15 protein-coding genes and 1 riboswitch are annotated in these 16489 nt (G+C 62.2%); of the genes, 9 read left to right on the top strand and 6 right to left on the bottom strand.

Features of this window, described 5'->3' with window-relative positions; translation table 11 throughout:
• Window positions 1–11 precede the first annotated feature (11 nt).
• Window positions 12–1502, top strand: coding sequence for an MDR family MFS transporter (locus tag ACP7CJ_RS19815; protein ID WP_276197969.1), 1491 nt, complete (start codon window positions 12–14; stop codon window positions 1500–1502).
• A gap of 372 nt (window positions 1503–1874) precedes the next feature.
• Here ACP7CJ_RS19815 and uvrB read toward each other — a convergent pair whose 3' ends face one another.
• Window positions 1875–3890 (bottom strand): excinuclease ABC subunit UvrB, encoded by a 2016-nt coding sequence (uvrB, locus tag ACP7CJ_RS19810; RefSeq protein ID WP_247403098.1) that lies wholly within the window; start codon window positions 3888–3890, stop codon window positions 1875–1877.
• A 345-nt stretch (window positions 3891–4235) separates the two neighbouring features.
• Here uvrB and ACP7CJ_RS19805 point away from each other — a divergent pair, with 345 nt between their 5' ends.
• Both ACP7CJ_RS19805 and ACP7CJ_RS19800 read left to right on the top strand, forming a co-directional pair.
• Window positions 4236–5432 (top strand): amino acid aminotransferase, encoded by a 1197-nt coding sequence (locus ACP7CJ_RS19805; RefSeq protein ID WP_276194080.1) that lies wholly within the window; start codon window positions 4236–4238, stop codon window positions 5430–5432.
• Between the two features lie 111 nt (window positions 5433–5543).
• Entirely contained in the window at window positions 5544–5753 is a 210-nt protein-coding gene (locus tag ACP7CJ_RS19800; RefSeq protein WP_276194081.1) for a hypothetical protein, read from the top strand.
• A 107-nt stretch (window positions 5754–5860) separates the two neighbouring features.
• On the opposite strand, the gene ptrR is transcribed toward ACP7CJ_RS19800, so the two are convergent.
• Window positions 5861–6733, bottom strand: a complete 873-nt coding sequence (gene ptrR, locus ACP7CJ_RS19795) for a putrescine utilization regulator PtrR (protein ID WP_276194082.1) — start codon at window positions 6731–6733, stop codon at window positions 5861–5863.
• A 103-nt stretch (window positions 6734–6836) separates the two neighbouring features.
• Between ptrR and ACP7CJ_RS19790 the strand changes: the two genes are divergently transcribed.
• Window positions 6837–8228 carry an aldehyde dehydrogenase family protein gene (locus ACP7CJ_RS19790; RefSeq protein ID WP_426101228.1) on the top strand — a complete coding sequence of 464 codons (1392 nt, stop codon included), beginning with the start codon at window positions 6837–6839 and terminating at the stop codon, window positions 8226–8228.
• A gap of 55 nt (window positions 8229–8283) precedes the next feature.
• Here the strand turns inward: ACP7CJ_RS19790 and ACP7CJ_RS19785 are convergent, their stop codons facing one another.
• Together ACP7CJ_RS19785 and ACP7CJ_RS19780 are read right to left on the bottom strand one after the other, a co-directional pair.
• A complete protein-coding gene (locus ACP7CJ_RS19785; protein WP_276194084.1) occupies window positions 8284–8589 on the bottom strand; it encodes a protealysin inhibitor emfourin in 306 nt (101 codons plus the stop codon).
• Window positions 8590–8617: 28 nt separating this feature from the next.
• Complete coding sequence (locus tag ACP7CJ_RS19780) at window positions 8618–9679, bottom strand: M4 family metallopeptidase (RefSeq protein ID WP_426101226.1); 1062 nt, start codon at window positions 9677–9679, stop codon at window positions 8618–8620.
• A gap of 134 nt (window positions 9680–9813) precedes the next feature.
• Here ACP7CJ_RS19780 and ACP7CJ_RS19775 point away from each other — a divergent pair, with 134 nt between their 5' ends.
• From ACP7CJ_RS19775 to ACP7CJ_RS19760, 4 genes are all read left to right on the top strand, one after another.
• Complete coding sequence (locus ACP7CJ_RS19775; protein WP_426101224.1) at window positions 9814–10743, top strand: DNA/RNA non-specific endonuclease; 930 nt, start codon at window positions 9814–9816, stop codon at window positions 10741–10743.
• 35 nt (window positions 10744–10778) lie between these two features.
• Window positions 10779–10973, top strand: a riboswitch (cobalamin riboswitch).
• A gap of 114 nt (window positions 10974–11087) precedes the next feature.
• Window positions 11088–12098 (top strand): ABC transporter substrate-binding protein, encoded by a 1011-nt coding sequence (locus ACP7CJ_RS19770; RefSeq protein WP_426101222.1) that lies wholly within the window; start codon window positions 11088–11090, stop codon window positions 12096–12098.
• An 8-nt stretch (window positions 12099–12106) separates the two neighbouring features.
• Complete coding sequence (locus tag ACP7CJ_RS19765; RefSeq protein ID WP_426101389.1) at window positions 12107–13111, top strand: FecCD family ABC transporter permease; 1005 nt, start codon at window positions 12107–12109, stop codon at window positions 13109–13111.
• Window positions 13108–13875, top strand: a complete 768-nt coding sequence (locus ACP7CJ_RS19760; RefSeq protein WP_426101220.1) for an ABC transporter ATP-binding protein — start codon at window positions 13108–13110, stop codon at window positions 13873–13875. Before ACP7CJ_RS19765 ends, ACP7CJ_RS19760 begins: the two co-directional genes overlap by 4 nt.
• Before the next feature lie 93 nt (window positions 13876–13968).
• Here ACP7CJ_RS19760 and ACP7CJ_RS19755 read toward each other — a convergent pair whose 3' ends face one another.
• The gene (locus ACP7CJ_RS19755; protein ID WP_426101218.1) at window positions 13969–14529 is read right to left on the bottom strand and encodes a nucleotidyltransferase family protein; all 561 of its coding nucleotides are present in this window, start codon (window positions 14527–14529) and stop codon (window positions 13969–13971) included.
• A 154-nt stretch (window positions 14530–14683) separates the two neighbouring features.
• On the opposite strand from ACP7CJ_RS19755, the gene chrA reads away from it, so the two are divergent.
• Window positions 14684–15892: a chromate efflux transporter gene (gene chrA, locus ACP7CJ_RS19750; RefSeq protein ID WP_426101216.1), complete on the top strand. Its 1209-nt coding sequence runs from the start codon at window positions 14684–14686 to the stop codon at window positions 15890–15892.
• A gap of 54 nt (window positions 15893–15946) precedes the next feature.
• Here chrA and ACP7CJ_RS19745 read toward each other — a convergent pair whose 3' ends face one another.
• A complete protein-coding gene (locus ACP7CJ_RS19745) occupies window positions 15947–16180 on the bottom strand; it encodes a hypothetical protein (RefSeq protein WP_017847731.1) in 234 nt (77 codons plus the stop codon).
• Window positions 16181–16489: the final 309 nt, after the last annotated feature.

Genomic DNA, 16489 nt, shown 5'->3' with positions numbered 1-16489 from the left:
ACTGGATCGCGGTGATGAGCGTGATGCTCGGCGCCTTCATGGCGGTGCTCGACATCCAGATCACCAACTCGTCCCTCAAGGACATCCAAGGCGCGCTGTCAGCCACCCTGGAAGAAGGCTCGTGGATTTCCACCTCCTACCTTGTGGCCGAAATCATCATGATCCCCCTCACCGCCTGGCTGGTACAGTTGCTTTCGGCACGGCGGCTGGCGGTGTGGGTGTCGATAGGATTCCTGATCGCCTCGCTGATGTGCTCCATGGCCTGGAGCCTGGAAAGCATGATCGTGTTCCGCGCCCTGCAAGGCTTCACCGGCGGCGCGCTGATCCCGCTGGCGTTTACCCTGACCCTGATCAAGCTGCCCGAGCATCACCGCGCCAAAGGCATGGCGATGTTTGCCATGACCGCCACCTTCGCGCCGTCCATCGGCCCGACCATCGGCGGCTGGCTCACGGAAAACTGGGGCTGGGAATACATCTTCTATATCAACGTGCCCCCCGGGCTGCTGATGATCGCCGGACTGCTCTACGGCCTGGAAAAAAAGGCGCCCCATTGGGAGCTGCTGAAAAGCACCGACTACGCCGGCATCGTCAGCATGGCCATCGGCCTGGGCTGCTTGCAGGTATTTTTGGAAGAAGGCCACCGCAAGGACTGGCTCGAGTCGAACCTGATCGTCAGCCTGGGCAGCGTCGCCTTGCTGAGCCTGATCACCTTCGTGATTGTGCAACTGTCCAAACCCAACCCGCTGATCAACCTCGGCATCCTGGCCAATCGCAACTTCGGCTTGTCGAGCATTTCCAGCCTGGGCATGGGTGTCGGGTTGTACGGTTCGATCTATTTACTGCCGCTGTACCTGGCGCAGATCCAGAACTACAACGCGCTGCAGATCGGCGAAGTGATCATGTGGATGGGCGTTCCCCAGCTGTTCCTGATCCCGCTGGTGCCGAAACTGATGAAGTATGTGTCGCCGAAATGGCTGTGCGCCTTAGGATTCGGCCTGTTCGGCCTGGCGAGTTTTTCCTCGGGCGTGCTCAACCCGGACTTTGCCGGCAGCCAGTTCAACCAGATCCAACTCATCCGCGCCCTCGGGCAGCCGTTGATCATGGTGACCATCTCGCTGATCGCCACGGCCTACATCCTGCCGCAGGACGCAGGCTCGGCTTCAAGCCTGTTCAACATCCTGCGCAACCTCGGCGGCGCTATCGGCATTGCGCTACTGGCGACCCTGCTGGATGCGCGCACCAAGGTCTATTTCGATTATTTACGCGAGGCGATCGTGCCGACCAATCCCCAAGTCGCGGAGCGGCTGGCGACGCTGACGGAGCAATTGGGCAACCAAACGGCGGCGCTGGGCAAACTCAGTGAGATTGCGCACCAGCAGGCGCAGATCATGGCCTACAACGATGCGTTTCACTGCGTGGGGCTGGCGTTGGGGGTGAGTATGGTCGCGGTTTTGTTGACCAAGGCGTTGCCGGCGGGGCTTAAGGCTGGGGAGAGTCATTGAGACCGTGTCGTGCCTATCGGGAGCAAGCTCCCTCCCACATTTGACTGCATTTCAAGCGTGAGTATGGTTGCGATCTTGTTGACCAAAGCGTTGCCGGCGGGGCTTGAAGCTGGGGAGAGTCATTGAGACCGTGTCGCGTCTATCGGGAGCAAGCCCCCTCCCACATTTGACTGCATTTCAGGCGTGAGCATGGTCGCGGTTTTGTTGACCAAGGCGTTGCCGGCGGGGCTTAAGGCTGGGGAGAGTCATTGAGACCGTGTCGCGCCTATCGGGAGCAAGCTCCCTCCCACATTTGACCGGGTTCCAACGTTGAAATGCAGTCAAATGTGGGAGGGGGCTTGCCCCCGATGAGGCCAGTACAGCCACTACCAATCAGACCGCCAGCAAGCGCTCACGCAACTTACCAATCTCATCCCGCGTCTGCGCCGCCGCTTCGAATTCCAGATCCCGCGCCAACTGGTACATTTTCTCTTCCAACTGCCGGATACGCTTGGTGATCTCGCTCGGCGAGCGCAGTTCGTTTTCGTACTTGGCACTTTCCTCGGCGGCCTTGGCCATGCCTTTGCGCTTCTTGCTGCGCGAGCCAGGCACGGTGGCGCCTTCCATGATGTCGGCGACGTCCTTGAACACGCCCTTGGGCGTAATGCCGTTTGCCAGGTTGAAGGCGATCTGTTTGTCGCGACGGCGATCGGTCTCGCCAATCGCCCGCTCCATGGAGCCGGTGATGCGATCGGCGTAGAGAATTGCCCGGCCATTGAGGTTACGCGCTGCACGGCCGATGGTCTGGATCAGCGAACGTTCGGAGCGCAGGAAGCCCTCCTTGTCCGCATCGAGGATCGCCACCAGCGAGACTTCCGGCATGTCCAGGCCTTCGCGCAGCAGGTTGATCCCCACCAGTACATCAAAAGTACCCAGGCGCAGGTCGCGGATGATTTCCACGCGCTCCACGGTGTCGATGTCCGAGTGCAGGTAGCGCACGCGCACGCCGTGGTCGGCCAGGTAGTCGGTCAAATCTTCGGACATGCGCTTGGTCAGCGTGGTGACCAGTACCCGCTCTTCCAGGGCCACGCGCTTGCCGATTTCCGAGAGCAGGTCGTCGACCTGGGTCAACGCCGGGCGGATTTCGATTTGCGGATCGACCAGGCCGGTCGGGCGTACCAGTTGCTCGATCACGCGCCCCGCATGCTCAGCCTCGTAATTGCCGGGCGTCGCCGAGACGAAGATGGTCTGCGGGCTGATGCGTTCCCATTCGTCGAAGCGCATCGGCCGGTTGTCCAGCGCCGACGGCAGGCGGAAGCCGTATTCCACCAGGGTTTCCTTGCGCGAACGGTCGCCCTTATACATCGCGCCGACTTGCGGCACGCTGACGTGGGATTCGTCGATCACCAGCAGCGCGTCGTCCGGCAAGTAGTCGTAGAGCGTCGGCGGCGGCGCACCGGATTCACGACCCGAGAGGTAGCGTGAGTAGTTTTCGATGCCGTTGCAGTAGCCCAGCTCCAGGATCATCTCCAGGTCGAAGCGGGTGCGTTGCTCCAGGCGCTGGGCTTCCACCAGCTTGTTGTTGGCGCGCAGGTACTCCAGGCGCTCGGCCAGTTCGACCTTGATGCCCTCGACGGCGCCCATCAGGGTTTCGCGCGGCGTGACGTAGTGACTTTTGGGGTAGAAGGTGAAGCGCGGCAGTTTGCGGATCACTTCGCCGGTCAACGGGTCGAAGGCCGACAGGCTCTCGACTTCATCGTCGAACAGCTCGATGCGGATCGCTTCCAGATCGGACTCCGCCGGGTAGATGTCGATCACATCGCCGCGCACGCGGAAGGTGGCGCGGGCGAAGTCCATGTCGTTGCGGGTGTATTGCAGGCTCGTCAGCCGACGCAGCAGTTCGCGCTGGTCGAGTTTGTCACCACGGTCAACGTGCAGCACCATCTTCAGATAGGTTTCCGGGCTGCCCAGGCCATAGATGCACGACACCGTGGTGACGATGATCGCGTCCTTGCGTTCCAGCAGCGCCTTGGTCGCCGACAGACGCATCTGCTCGATGTGGTCGTTGATCGATGCGTCCTTCTCGATAAAGGTATCGGAGGACGGCACATAGGCTTCGGGCTGGTAGTAGTCGTAGTAGGAAACGAAGTACTCCACCGCGTTGTTCGGGAAGAACGCCTTGAACTCGCCATACAACTGCGCGGCCAGGGTCTTGTTCGGTGCCAGTACCAGGGTCGGGCGGTTGATCTGCGCGATCACGTTGGCGATGCTGAATGTCTTGCCCGAACCGGTCACCCCGAGCAGCGTCTGGTGCGACAAGCCGGCTTCGATGCCTTCGACCATCTGGCGAATCGCTTCGGGTTGATCGCCGGCGGGTTCAAAGCGGGTGACGAGCTGGAAATCCGACATAACGTACCTCTTTCAAGTCACCCCCGGCTGCACTCCACCAAGGACGAAAAAAACTCAGCGACCCGCGAATTCTCATCGCAGGTTGCAGGAAAAAACCATGATAGCTGTAGAAGTGGTGGCTAATGTGTCGGGTTTCAAGGCAATCGTCCGACCTGCCGTCTACGCTCAAGGCTGGATCAAGACTAACGGTCGGCAAATAAACCGAAAAAGTTGGCCGAAAAGCCGTTTCGGTTGTCGCCCTTGACCGTGATGGCCTCTATACTAGCTCCCCGTTTGTGCACCGCTCTAGTGCATTCGGCTGGAGCGCGACACGTCCCTCCTTTCCCCCAAAGAGCTGCCGCAAAAATGAGCCTGTTCTCCGCTGTCGAAATGGCACCACGCGATCCAATCCTGGGCCTCAACGAAGCATTCAACGCCGATACACGAACCACCAAGGTCAACCTTGGCGTGGGCGTTTACTGCAACGAAGAGGGGAAGATTCCGCTCTTGCGTGCCGTTGCCGAAGCGGAAGCCATTCGCGTGGCGCAACACGCCGCCCGGGGCTACCTGCCGATCGACGGCATCGTGGCCTACGACCAGGCCGTGCAAAAGCTGCTGTTCGGCGCTGACTCGCCCCTGCTGAGCGCAGGCCGCGTGATCACCGCACAAGCGGTCGGCGGCACCGGCGCACTGAAGATCGGCGCTGACTTCCTCAAGCAACTGCTGCCCAATGCCGTGGTTGCCATCAGCGACCCGAGCTGGGAAAACCACCAGGCGCTGTTCGAAAAAGCCGGCTTCCCGGTGCAGACCTACCGCTACTACGACGCCGCCACCCACGACGTGAACCGTGCCGGTCTGCTCGAAGACCTCAACGCCCTGCCGCCACAGTCCATCGTGGTATTGCACGCCTGCTGCCACAACCCGACCGGCGTCGACCTGAGCCCTGCCGACTGGCAACAAGTGCTGGACGTGGTCAAGGCGAAAAACCTGGTGCCGTTCCTCGACATGGCCTACCAGGGTTTTGGCGATGGCATTCACGAAGACGCTGCGGCGGTGCGCCTGTTCGCGGAATCGGGCCTGACGTTCTTTGTATCGAGCTCGTTCTCCAAGTCGTTCTCCCTGTACGGCGAACGCGTCGGCGCGCTGTCGATCGTCAGCGAATCCAAGGAAGAAAGTGCGCGCATCCTGTCCCAGGTCAAGCGTGTGATCCGCACCAACTACTCGAACCCGCCGACCCACGGCGCGGCGATCGTGGCTGCGGTGCTGAACAACCCAGAGCTGCGCGCCAAGTGGGAAGCCGAGCTGGCCGAAATGCGCCTGCGCATCCGTGGCATGCGCGAGCAGATGGTCGCCGAACTGGCCAAGGCTGCGCCGGGCCACGACTTCAGCTTTGTCGGTCGCCAGCGTGGGATGTTCTCCTACTCCGGCCTGACCGTTGAGCAAGTCACCCGCCTGCGCACCGAGTTTGGGATCTATGCGCTGGATACCGGGCGTATCTGTGTGGCGGCGTTGAACCAGGCGAACATCGGTGCGGTAACAAAGGCGATTGTTCAGGTTCTATAACCCTGGCGGCGCTGTACGAAGGGAAGCTACGGCTTCCCTTTTTAATGCCTGTCAGAAAACGCCCTGCTCCCCTAGACTGACCCCCGACTGCCCCTTTGCTATGAGACCCCTATGAGAAACGACGACCTGGACCTGCATGCCGACCGCGATGAACTGGACCACTTCACCCCGCGTGCGCCTCAAGCCAAGCGCCAGAAAAGCCTGGTATTGCAAGTAGCCCTCGGCGTATTCCTCGGTGGCCTGGCCCTGTGGCTGGTGCAATTGGGTGCGACAGCCATCATGGCCAAATTGGCGATGGGTACCCTGCAATTCGGCGGCTGATGAAGATCGAAAGGAGGGAGGGGGCTTGCCTGCGAAGGCGGTGTATCAGTGATGGGTGTATTGGCTGACCCACCGCTTTCGGGGGCAAGCCCCCTCCCACATTGGTTTTATGGGGTTTCCAGGGCGCGTTCCTCCAGCAACCGCACAAAACTGTTAAGGCTCTGCGACACCGTGCCCCGGCGCCAGATCAGCCAGGTGTGCAACAGGCGGAAACTGTCCGTCAGCGGCCACACACTCACCGTGGTAAACCCCGGCATGCTTTCCAGCATGCTGCGCGGCATCAGCGCCAGGCCGGCCCCAGCGCTGACGCAGGCAAGCATGCCGTGGTAAGACTCCATCTCAAAAATCCGCCCCGGCACCGCGCCGTCCTGTGAGAACCAGCGCTCGAAGTGGTGCCGGTACGAACAGTTGGAGCGAAAGGTATAGATGCTTTCCCCGTTCACATCCTGCCCGCGGGTGATCGGCGCGTGGTGCAACGGTGCAATCACCACCATCTCCTCCTCGAACACCGCCACGCCCTCCAGGGTGGCATGCAACACCGGCCCATCGACAAACGCTGCCGCCAGGCGCCCTGACAGCACGCCTTCGATCATCGTGCCGGATGGCCCGGTACTCAGGTCCAACTCGACCTTGGTGTGCTTCTGGTTATACGCCGCCAGTAACGCAGGAATGCGCACCGCTGCGGTGCTTTCCAGCGAACCCAGGGCAAACGCGCCCTGGGGCTCCTCCCCCGCCACCGTCGCGCGGGCTTCCTGCACCAAGTCGAGAATGCGCCGCGCATAGCCGAGGAAGTTCCACCCGGCCGGCGACAAGCGCAGGCGGCTCTTCTCGCGGATAAACAGCTCCACGCCGAGATCCTGCTCCAGTTGCTTGATGCGCGTGGTCAGGTTGGACGGCACCCGATGAATCAACTGCGCGGCGGCGCTGATGCTGCCTTGCTCGGCAACGGCCTTGAAGATTTCCAGCTGCACCAGGTCCAAATCATTCTCCAATCGTGAACATATTGCTTAATATTATTCACTTTCCAGAAAAGACATAGCCCCTTACGCTGATTCCAATCCAAACTTTCAGCAGGACGGTGCCATGCACACTATCACTCACCAGACCCACGCCCTCTCGATCAACCCTGCCACCGGCGAAACGCTCGGCAGTTACCCGTATGAAAGCGAGGCCCAACTGGACGCCGCCCTCGACCGTGCCACCGCTGCCTTCCGCACCTGGCGCCGTCAGCCGGTCAGCCAGCGCGCAGAGCGTTTGCTGGCACTGGCCGGAGCCCTGCGTGATCAAGCCGAGGAGATGGCGCAGATGATCACCCTGGAAATGGGCAAACCCATCGCTCAGGCCCGCGCCGAAATCGAGAAATGCGTGCAACTCAGCGAGTGGTACGCCGCCCACGGCCCCGCCATGCTCGCCCCGGAACCGACGCTGGTGGACAACGGCACCGCGCATATCGAATACCGCCCGCTGGGGCCAATCCTCGCCGTGATGCCATGGAACTTCCCGGTGTGGCAAGTCCTGCGCGGCGCCGTGCCGACGCTGCTCGCCGGCAACACCTACGTACTCAAACACGCGCCGAACGTGATGGGCAGCGCCTACCTGATGAAAGCGGCGTTCCACAAAGCCGGCTTTGCGCAAGGCCTGTTCGAAGTGCTCAACGTGACCCAGGACGGTGTGTCCAAAGCCATCGCCGACCCACGCATCGCCGCCGTCACTCTCACCGGCAGCGTGCGCGCCGGCATGGCTATCGGCTCCCAGGCCGGTGCCGCGCTGAAGAAATGCGTGCTCGAACTGGGCGGCTGCGACCCGTTCATCGTGCTCAACGACGCCGACCTCGACGCCGCCGTCCAGGCTGCCGTGATCGGCCGTTTCCAGAACAGCGGTCAAGTCTGCGCTGCCGCCAAGCGTCTGATCATCGAAGCCGGCGTGGTGGACGCGTTCACCGCCAAGTTCGTCGAAGCCTGCCGCCAACTGGTGATGGGCGACCCGACCTCGACCAGCACCTACCTCGGCCCGATGGCCCGCTTCGACCTGCGCGACGAACTGCACGGCCAGGTCCAGGCCACCCTGGCAGAAGGCGCGACCCTGCTGCTGGGCGGTAACAAAGTGCCCGGCGCCGGCAACTACTACGCGCCGACCGTACTGGCCGATGTCACCGACCAGATGACCTCGTTCAAACAGGAGCTGTTCGGCCCCGTCGCCTCCATCATCAGCGCCCGCGACGCTGACCACGCCGTGGCCCTGGCCAACGACAGCGAGTTTGGCCTGACCGCGAGCATCTTCACCCGCGATTCGGCGAAAGCGCGCGATATCGCCAACCAACTCGAAACCGGCGGGATCTTCGTCAACGCCTTCAGCGTGTCCGACCCTCGGGTGGCGTTTGGCGGCGTGAAGAAAAGCGGCTTTGGGCGCGAGTTGTCGCACTTTGGCGTGCGGGAATTCTGCAATGCGCAGACGGTATGGCTGGATCGTAAGTAAGCCAAAGCAACCCCTGTGGCAAGGGAGTGTGACCCCACTGGGCTGCGCAACAGGCTCAACAGCGAATATGCCGCCGCAGGCACTGCACCAGCCCGTCCAGCGCCTGTGACTTCACCGGTGCGAGCACACAGACTGTGTGCTCGCGCTCACCTTCCGTCACGGTCAAGGTGTAATGCACCTGGCCTGGATTACCGGGTTCCGGCGCGGTGCTTTGCGGTAACTGAAAGAAGTGCGAAGCCTCGATCAGTTGCCGCAACTCTTGCTGGTCCGGCTCGGGCAGCTTCTCCAGTTCCACGGTGTTCGGTCGGGCCAGGCCCGGAAAAAACGCCGGACCACCGATTTCCTTGATCGAAATTTGCATGGCTGCTCCTCACCGCCCAGGCGGGTTATCAGACGTTAATGCCCACGGCTTTCCAGCCTTCCTTCACCGCCTTCTGCTCAGCCTTGTCAGCACCGTACAGCCGGCCGGCGATGTCGTAGGTGATGCGCGCGAAACGCAGAAACCCCGCGTTCGGCCGCAACCGCGAGTCGCGCAGCGCGTCATACCAGATACGCCCGGCGCGCTCCCAGGCAAACCCGCCGATCTTCGTGGCCACCTGATAGAACGCATGGTTGGGAATGCCGGAATTGATATGCACCCCGCCGTTGTCCTCATAGGTCTGCACGAAATCGTCCATATGCCAAGGCTGAGGGTCCTTGCCCAGCAGCTTGTCATCAAACGCGGTGCCTGGCGCTTTCATCGAGCGCAAAGCAGTGCCTTTGATTTGCTTGGTAAACAACCCTTTGCCGATCAACCAATCCGCATCTTGCGCCTTTTGCTGCAGCGCGTACTGCTTGATGAGTGAACCGAACACGTCAGACAGCGACTCGTTCAACGCACCGGATTGATTGAAATACATCAACTTGGCCTCATCCTCGGTCACACCGTGGGCCAACTCATGGCCAATGACATCAAGGGCGATCGTGAACCGGTTGAATAGCTGCTGATCGCCATCACCAAACACCATCTGGCTCGAATTCCAGAACGCATTGTTGTAGCTCTGGCCAAAATGAACCGTCGCGTCCAGTGCCATACCGGCGTCGTCAATGGAATTGCGGTCGAAGACCTGATCAAAAAAATCGAACGTGGCGCCCAACCCGTCATAGGCCTCGTCCACCGCGACATCACCACTGGCAGGTTGCCCTTCGCCACGGATCAGCTTGCCCGGCAGGCTATCGGCGCCCTCGGCGCTGTAGATCGAACGCCGTTTGTCGGCGCCCATAGCCAGGGCCATATGGGCGGCCCCTTTGGAGGGCACGGCAACCATGCGCAACGAACGGAACGTGCTGTCTTTGGCGCGTGTCCGTAACGCGACGTCGCGTTGCGCTTTATCGCCATTGCGGGCGATCTGGTCGAGCATGTACGGCGGGATCAGGCAGAAAATCGGATTGCGATGCTGGCGAACACACATTGGCTGGCTCCATTTTGGCGGGTGGTGAACGTCCGGGTAACCGTTCAAGGATAGTCATGCTGCGACGGCTTGGCCCAAATTGTCATGAAGCTATGCTGCAGTAGCGTTTATCCAAGGACTGCGAGGAACTTACGATGCCCCCACGCACCGCCAAAATCGACCTTTCGCGCCGCCCCCGGCTCGCCGATCTGCGCCCGTTGATCGCGGCCAGCCCCAGCCTCATGGAGGCCAGGGCGGCGACTGTGCGCGTCACCGCAGCCAAGGACCTGCAGGACCGGGGCGGCTACGCTGAAGCGTTTCTCGACCGCTTCGTGGTGCCATGGCCCACGGTGGATGAGGCCCTGGCGGCTGACGTACAACCGCTGCGCCTGGACTACACGCATTTCTCAGTGACCATGTCCCGCTCGAGGCGACTGGCGCTCTACGTGGGCGCCAATATCGATGGCGGACAGCATGTGGATATCATCCGCAGCAACGACGCCTGGGCCTACGACGGTCGCCTGCCCATCAGCGCACAGGTGGGCGACGCGCTCTACACCAACAATGGCCTGGACCGCGGTCACCTGGTACGCCGACAAGACCCCAACTGGGGCGACGCCGCCAACACGGCCAATGCCGACACCTTCCACTTCACCAACTGCTCACCGCAGATGAGCGGGTTCAACCAGAAGACCTGGCTGGAGCTCGAGGACTACATTCTCGATAACACTCAACGCTGGAAAGCCCGGGCCACGGTGTTTACCGGCCCGGTGCTGGCTGACGACGACCGTGTTTACCGGGGCGTTAAAATCCCCAAGGCATTCTGGAAAGTGGTCGCCTACCTCAGCGACGACGGCGAGCCCTCCGCCAGCGCCTACATGATCGACCAAAGCCGTGAACTGGGTCAGCTCGACCTCATGTTCGGCCAGCTCAGAACCTACCAACGCAGCGTGATTCAGATAGAGCGATTGACCGGTATTCGCTTCGGCAACCTGGCCGACTACGACGGTTTCAGCAACGAAGAGCGCGCCACGGGGACGCGAATTGAAGCGCTGATCCAGGGCCCTGAAGATATTCGTCTCTGACCGGGCGACCTAAGGCTATATCGCCTCGCCGTGATCGACTACCATACCGCGCCGGTTCCCAAACGGGACTAATAGGGAATCCGAAGCGCGGTACATCGCGCCAATCGGAACTGCCCCCGCAACTGTAGATGCCGAGCCTGCTCCCCCACTGCCACTGGACCACGTCCGGGAAGGCCGGAGCGTGGCGACGACGCATCAGTCAGGAGACCTGCCGGCCCAGCAAAATCACTAACCGGCGGGGTGTCCGGGAAGGACATCCTTGCCTGCCTCAACCGCAGCGGTCGAGGGCGTATTTCCGAACCGTACATCCCCAGCTCCAGGTACGGCTTCAAGGAGATTGCCCCATGCTGCCACGCGTTATCGCCCTGCTCACCGGGCTGGGCTTGTGTGCCCTGGCCCAAGCCAACCCCACTCAGTACCCGCTGACGGTGGAGAACTGCGGCAGCACCCTGACCTTCGCGCAAGCGCCCGCCCGCAGCGTGACCATCGGCCAGGCTGCCACCGAAATGCTCTATGCCCTTGGCGTGGGCGATAAAGTAGTCGGCACGTCGCTGTGGTTCAACAACGTGTTGCCGCCATTCAAGGCGCTGAACGACAACATCGAACGCCTGGCCAATAACGAACCGAGTTTCGAGTCGGTGATCGCCAAACGCCCGCAACTGGTAGCGGCCGAGCTGGAATGGGTGGTCGGCCCGCAAGGCGTGGTGGGCACCCGCGAGCAGTTTCATGAGTTGAAGATCGCCACCTACCTGTTGCCCTCCGACTGCGAAGGCAAGGACAACCGGGTGGGCGCCGACGGCACGCGGCTGGAGCCATTCCGTGTCGACACGATCTACAAGAGCATCCGCCAACTGGCCGAGATTTTCGACGTACAAGATCGCGGCCAGCAACTCAACGATGAACTCAAGACACGCCTGGCCAAGTCCGTCGCCACGGTGCACAGCAAGGGGCTCAAGCAGGCCAGCGCGTTGGTGTGGTTCTCCAGCGCCGAGATGGCCAGCGATCCCTACGTGGCCGGCCACAAGGGCGTCCCTGAGTTCATGCTGCAAACCCTCGGCCTGCGCAACGTGGTGCAGTCCGATGAGGAATGGCCCGCCGTCGGCTGGGAAACCATCGCCAAGGCCAACCCCACCGTGCTGGTGATCGCGCGTATGGACCGCCGCCGCTACCCGGCTGACGATCATGAACAGAAGCTGGCCTTCCTGCGCAGCGACCCGGTGACGCGCAACATGGACGCGGTTAAACACAACCGCATCATCATCCTCGACGCCATGGCCCTGCAGGCCAGCGTGCGCACCTTCGAGGGCCTTGAACAACTGGCCACGGCCATCGACGGCTACGACCTGCCGAAATGAGCGCCAGCCTGATACGAACCGTGCTTGCCCTGGCGTTGCTGCTGATCGCCGTGCTCGCCGGCGTGGCCATCGGCGAAACCGCCATCACGCCACACGTGGTGCTCCAAGTGCTGGCCAACAAGCTGTGGGCGGCCGGCTACGTGCTGGACCCGATCGATGAAGGCGTGGTGTGGAACTACCGCCTGACCCGCACCCTGGTCGCCGCTGCGTGCGGGGCGGGGCTGGCCACCTGCGGGGTGATTTTGCAGTCGTTGTTGCGCAACCCCTTGGCCGATCCTTACCTGCTGGGCATCAGCGCCGGTGCTTCGACCGGCGCAGTCCTGGTGGTGCTGATGGGCGTCGGCGGTGGTTTGATTTCGCTATCCGTCGGCGCATTTGCCGGGGCGATGGCGGCGTTTGCGCTGGTGGTATTGCTCGCACGGGCCAGCGGTTCGTCCAGCGGCACCGGGCAGATCATCCTCGCGGGCATCGCTGGCTCGCAACTGTTCAACGCGCTGACTGCGTTCCTGATCACCAAGTCGGCCAGCTCCGAACAGGCGCGCGGCATTTTGTTCTGGCTGCTGGGCAACCTCAGCGGTGTGCGTTGGCCGTCGGTGTGGCTGGCGGTGCCGGTGGCGGTCGCCGGGTTGGCGGTGTGCCTGTGGCATCGCCGTGCGCTGGATGCGTTCACCTTCGGCAGCGACTCGGCGGCCTCCCTCGGCATCCCGGTGCGCCGCGTGCAGTTTGTGCTGGTGGGCTGCGCCGCATTGGTCACGGCGGTGATGGTGTCGATTGTCGGCTCTATCGGGTTTGTCGGGCTGGTGATCCCCCATGCGGTGCGTCTGCTGCTCGGCACCGGGCACTCGCGCCTGCTGCCGGCCAGCGCGTTGGGCGGCGCGCTATTTCTGATCGCGGCGGATGTGCTGTCGCGCACCTTGATCAAGGGCCAGGTGATTCCGGTCGGCGTGGTCACGGCACTGGTCGGCGCGCCGGTGTTTGCGCTGATTCTGATCGGCCGGAGAAACGCTCGATGAGTGCGCCAGTGTTGAGCTGCAGCGGGTTGGGCTTCAAGGTGCGCGACGCCGAGTTGCTGCGGGATATCCACCTGGAGGTGGCGTCAGGCGAAACCCTCGGGATTGTCGGACCGAACGGCTCCGGTAAATCCACCTTGCTCAAACTGTTGGCCGGTTTGCGTACTCCTGCCCATGGCGAAGTGCGCCTCGGTGGCGAGCGTCTGAGCGAACTGTCCCGCCGCACCATCGCACAACGTCTGGCCGTGGTGGAACAACAGGCCGACACCGACGATGCCATTCGCGTGTTCGACGCTGTCGCCTTGGGCCGCACACCGTGGCTGTCTGCGCTGAGCCCGTGGTCCGAGGCAGACGAGCGCATCGTGCGCCAGGCACTGCACGACGTGGACGCCACCCACTTGAGCAACCGCGCCTGGCGCAGCCTCTCCGGCGGTGAACGCCAACGCGTACACATCGCCCGCGCCCTGGCGCAACGGCCGCAGATTCTGTTGTTGGATGAACCGACCAATCACCTGGATATCCAGCATCAACTGGCGATTTTGAAGGGGGTGCAGGCGTTGCCCGTCACGACCTTGATCGCCTTGCACGACCTCAACCAGGCGCTGACCTGTGATCGCCTGGCCGTGCTGGAGCGCGGGCGCTTGGTGGCGCTGGGCAAGCCACTGGAAGTGCTGACACCGCAGCGGCTGCAGGACACGTTCGGGGTGCAGGCGCACTATCTGACGGACCCGTTCGATGGGGCGCAGATTCTGCGGTTGCGCTGTTAAAAACAACGCCGTTCAAATGTCGGCGCTGTCGAGCCCGGCGAGGCGGCGAAGGGATCACCGCGCATCACCTGCCGAACCAGCGCGCTCGCATCGCTAACTCTCGACAATCCTGAGCCAAGGCCACCGCGCCTGATAGCTGCGCGCCTTGTGCTCAAACAACCCCGGCTGCGGATTGATGGGGTTGATCCTGAGAAAGCCCTGCTCCATATCAGTCAAACCAAACGGCGCATACACCTCGCCCGTCGCCACATCCAGCCCGATGCACGTCCCGGCCACCAGGTAACGATCAATCCCGTCGCGAGCCGAGCGCAACTGCGGATACGGCCTGCCAAACCGCTGGCCATACCACAGGTGAACGCGCGCCTGATTCTTTACCTCAATTTCAACGTCCAAATCCTCGAACAGCCGCTGCGCTGCCCGAATGACCGCGTCTTCAGCCTCCCAGGAAAGGTCCGGATCGAAGTAAAAAACGTCGTAGTCCTTCACCCCCTGATCAGCAGGCAGATTCGACTGATGATTCCAAACGGCCTGGAACAGACAGCCCGCCGTCAGCATGCACTGGCTCAAACCAAGAGCGGGCAGGCGCGCGGTGATCTCGGCGTTGATGGGGTTGGCCATGGCCAGCTTGAGAAAGGTTTCGACGGTCAATGTCATGTTCAATCCTTTGTAATGGGCACCTGTCCTGGGCAGCAAACAGTACAACAATGCAGGTTACGCTTTCACGTAACGGCCCCTTCTTCACGTCATCAAAATTCGCTAAGGTGCCTCGACACTCCGTTCCCCTATTGCCCTCACCGAGACACCCACCTTGGCCCACTCCCCCACGGATCACCCCGCCAGCGCCTGGTCGGTGTTTCTGATTTTTCTGCGCCTGGGGCTCACCTCCTTCGGCGGCCCCATCGCGCACCTGGGTTACTTTCGCGACGAATTTGTCACTCGGCGCCGCTGGCTGAGCGAGCGCAGCTATGGGGATTTGGTCGCACTGTGCCAATTCCTGCCCGGCCCGGCCAGCAGCCAGGTGGGCATCGCGCTGGGCCTGTCGCGGGCCGGCTACGGTGGGGCGCTAGCGGCGTGGTTGGGGTTTACGCTGCCGTCCGCCATTGTGCTGATCCTGTTCGCCTTGGGCATTGCCCAACACAGCACAGTCCTTCCTACCGGCGCGCTGCATGGCCTTAAGGTAGTGGCCGTCGCCGTGGTCGCCCAAGCGGTATGGGGTATGGCGCGCAACCTGTGTACCGACGCAGCGCGCATCACCTTGATGCTGCTCGCCGCCTGCGCGGCCCTGCTGCAAACCTCGGCGTGGGGCCAGGTGGCAGTGATCGGCGCGGCGGCGGTGGCTGGCCTGCTGCTGTTCAAGCCCACGCCGCCCGCTGCGCACGATACGTTGCCCGTGACGCTCAGCCGCCGTGCAGGGGCGATGTGGTTATCGCTGTTTGTGCTGGTGCTGGCCGGCCTGCCGCTCCTGGCCCAATTGATCCCCAGCCAGAGCCTGGCGATGACCGACGCCGTCTACCGCAGCGGCTCGCTGGTATTCGGCGGCGGCCACGTGGTGCTGCCGCTGCTGCAGGCCGAAGTCGTACCCACCGGGTGGGTGAGCAACGACGTATTCCTCGCTGGCTACGGCGCCGCCCAAGCCATGCCCGGCCCGCTGTTCACTTTCGCCGCCTTCCTCGGCGCCTCGATGACCCAGCCCCCGAACGGCTGGCTCGGCGGTACGCTCTGCCTGCTGGCGATCTTCGCCCCGTCGTTTTTGCTGGTGATGGGCGCGCTGCCCTTCTGGGAAAGCCTGCGGCACAGCCCGCGCACCCAGGCCGCCCTCGCGGGCGTGAACGCCGCAGTAGTTGGCCTGTTGCTGGCGGCGCTGTACCAGCCGGTGTGGACCAGTGCGATCTTTAGCGCACGGGATTTCGGCCTGGCCCTGATCGGCCTGGTGGCGCTGATGGTATGGAAGCTGCCACCGTGGCTGGTGGTTGCCGGAAGCGGCGCGGCGGGATGGTTATTAAGTCTTACGCTGTAACGCGTCCACCGTGCCTTGCTGCTCGACCTGTCCGAAGACCTCGGCGACTGACGATTAGCCTTTCAACTCACTCGCGCGATTGCTCGCCGCGTCGTCGTAAGCCACATACAACGACTCGGCGATTTGGCTTTTGATCGCCTTGGTGGACTCGAGCCCCAGGACAAAACCTTCGGCTTTGCCGCCGGCGCGGTTGAGTTCTTCGTGGGTCGAGGCGCCGGTGATGGCGTCGAGAAGCTTGGAGGCGTGAGGGCCTACGCCTTTGGGAAGGGAAATTTGGTCGATGGTCATTGCGGTACCTTTATGAAAAATGGACGGTAGCGCGTGGACCACTCCCGGGCTGGCATGGTAGACCTGTTTGGAAAGAAAGGGGCTGCTTTCGGCCCAAAACCGGGCATCAAGTGTCGACAGATTTAAGGACGATTCAGGCTGGCGCCAACCTAGCGGGAACTCCGTACCAGTCTGAGAATATTTTCCCGCAGACAAACAAAACCCCTGTCTGCGTAAGCAAACAGGGGTTCTGGAATTTAATCTTGACGATGACCTACTCTCACATGGGGAAACCCCACACTACCATCGGCGATGCATCGTTTCACTGCT

The sequence above is a fragment of the Pseudomonas sp. PSPC3-2 genome (genome assembly GCF_049897085.1).
GTDB classification, from domain to species: domain Bacteria; phylum Pseudomonadota; class Gammaproteobacteria; order Pseudomonadales; family Pseudomonadaceae; genus Aquipseudomonas; species Aquipseudomonas paraveronii.
This window is presented reverse-complemented; position numbering and strand designations above follow the sequence as displayed.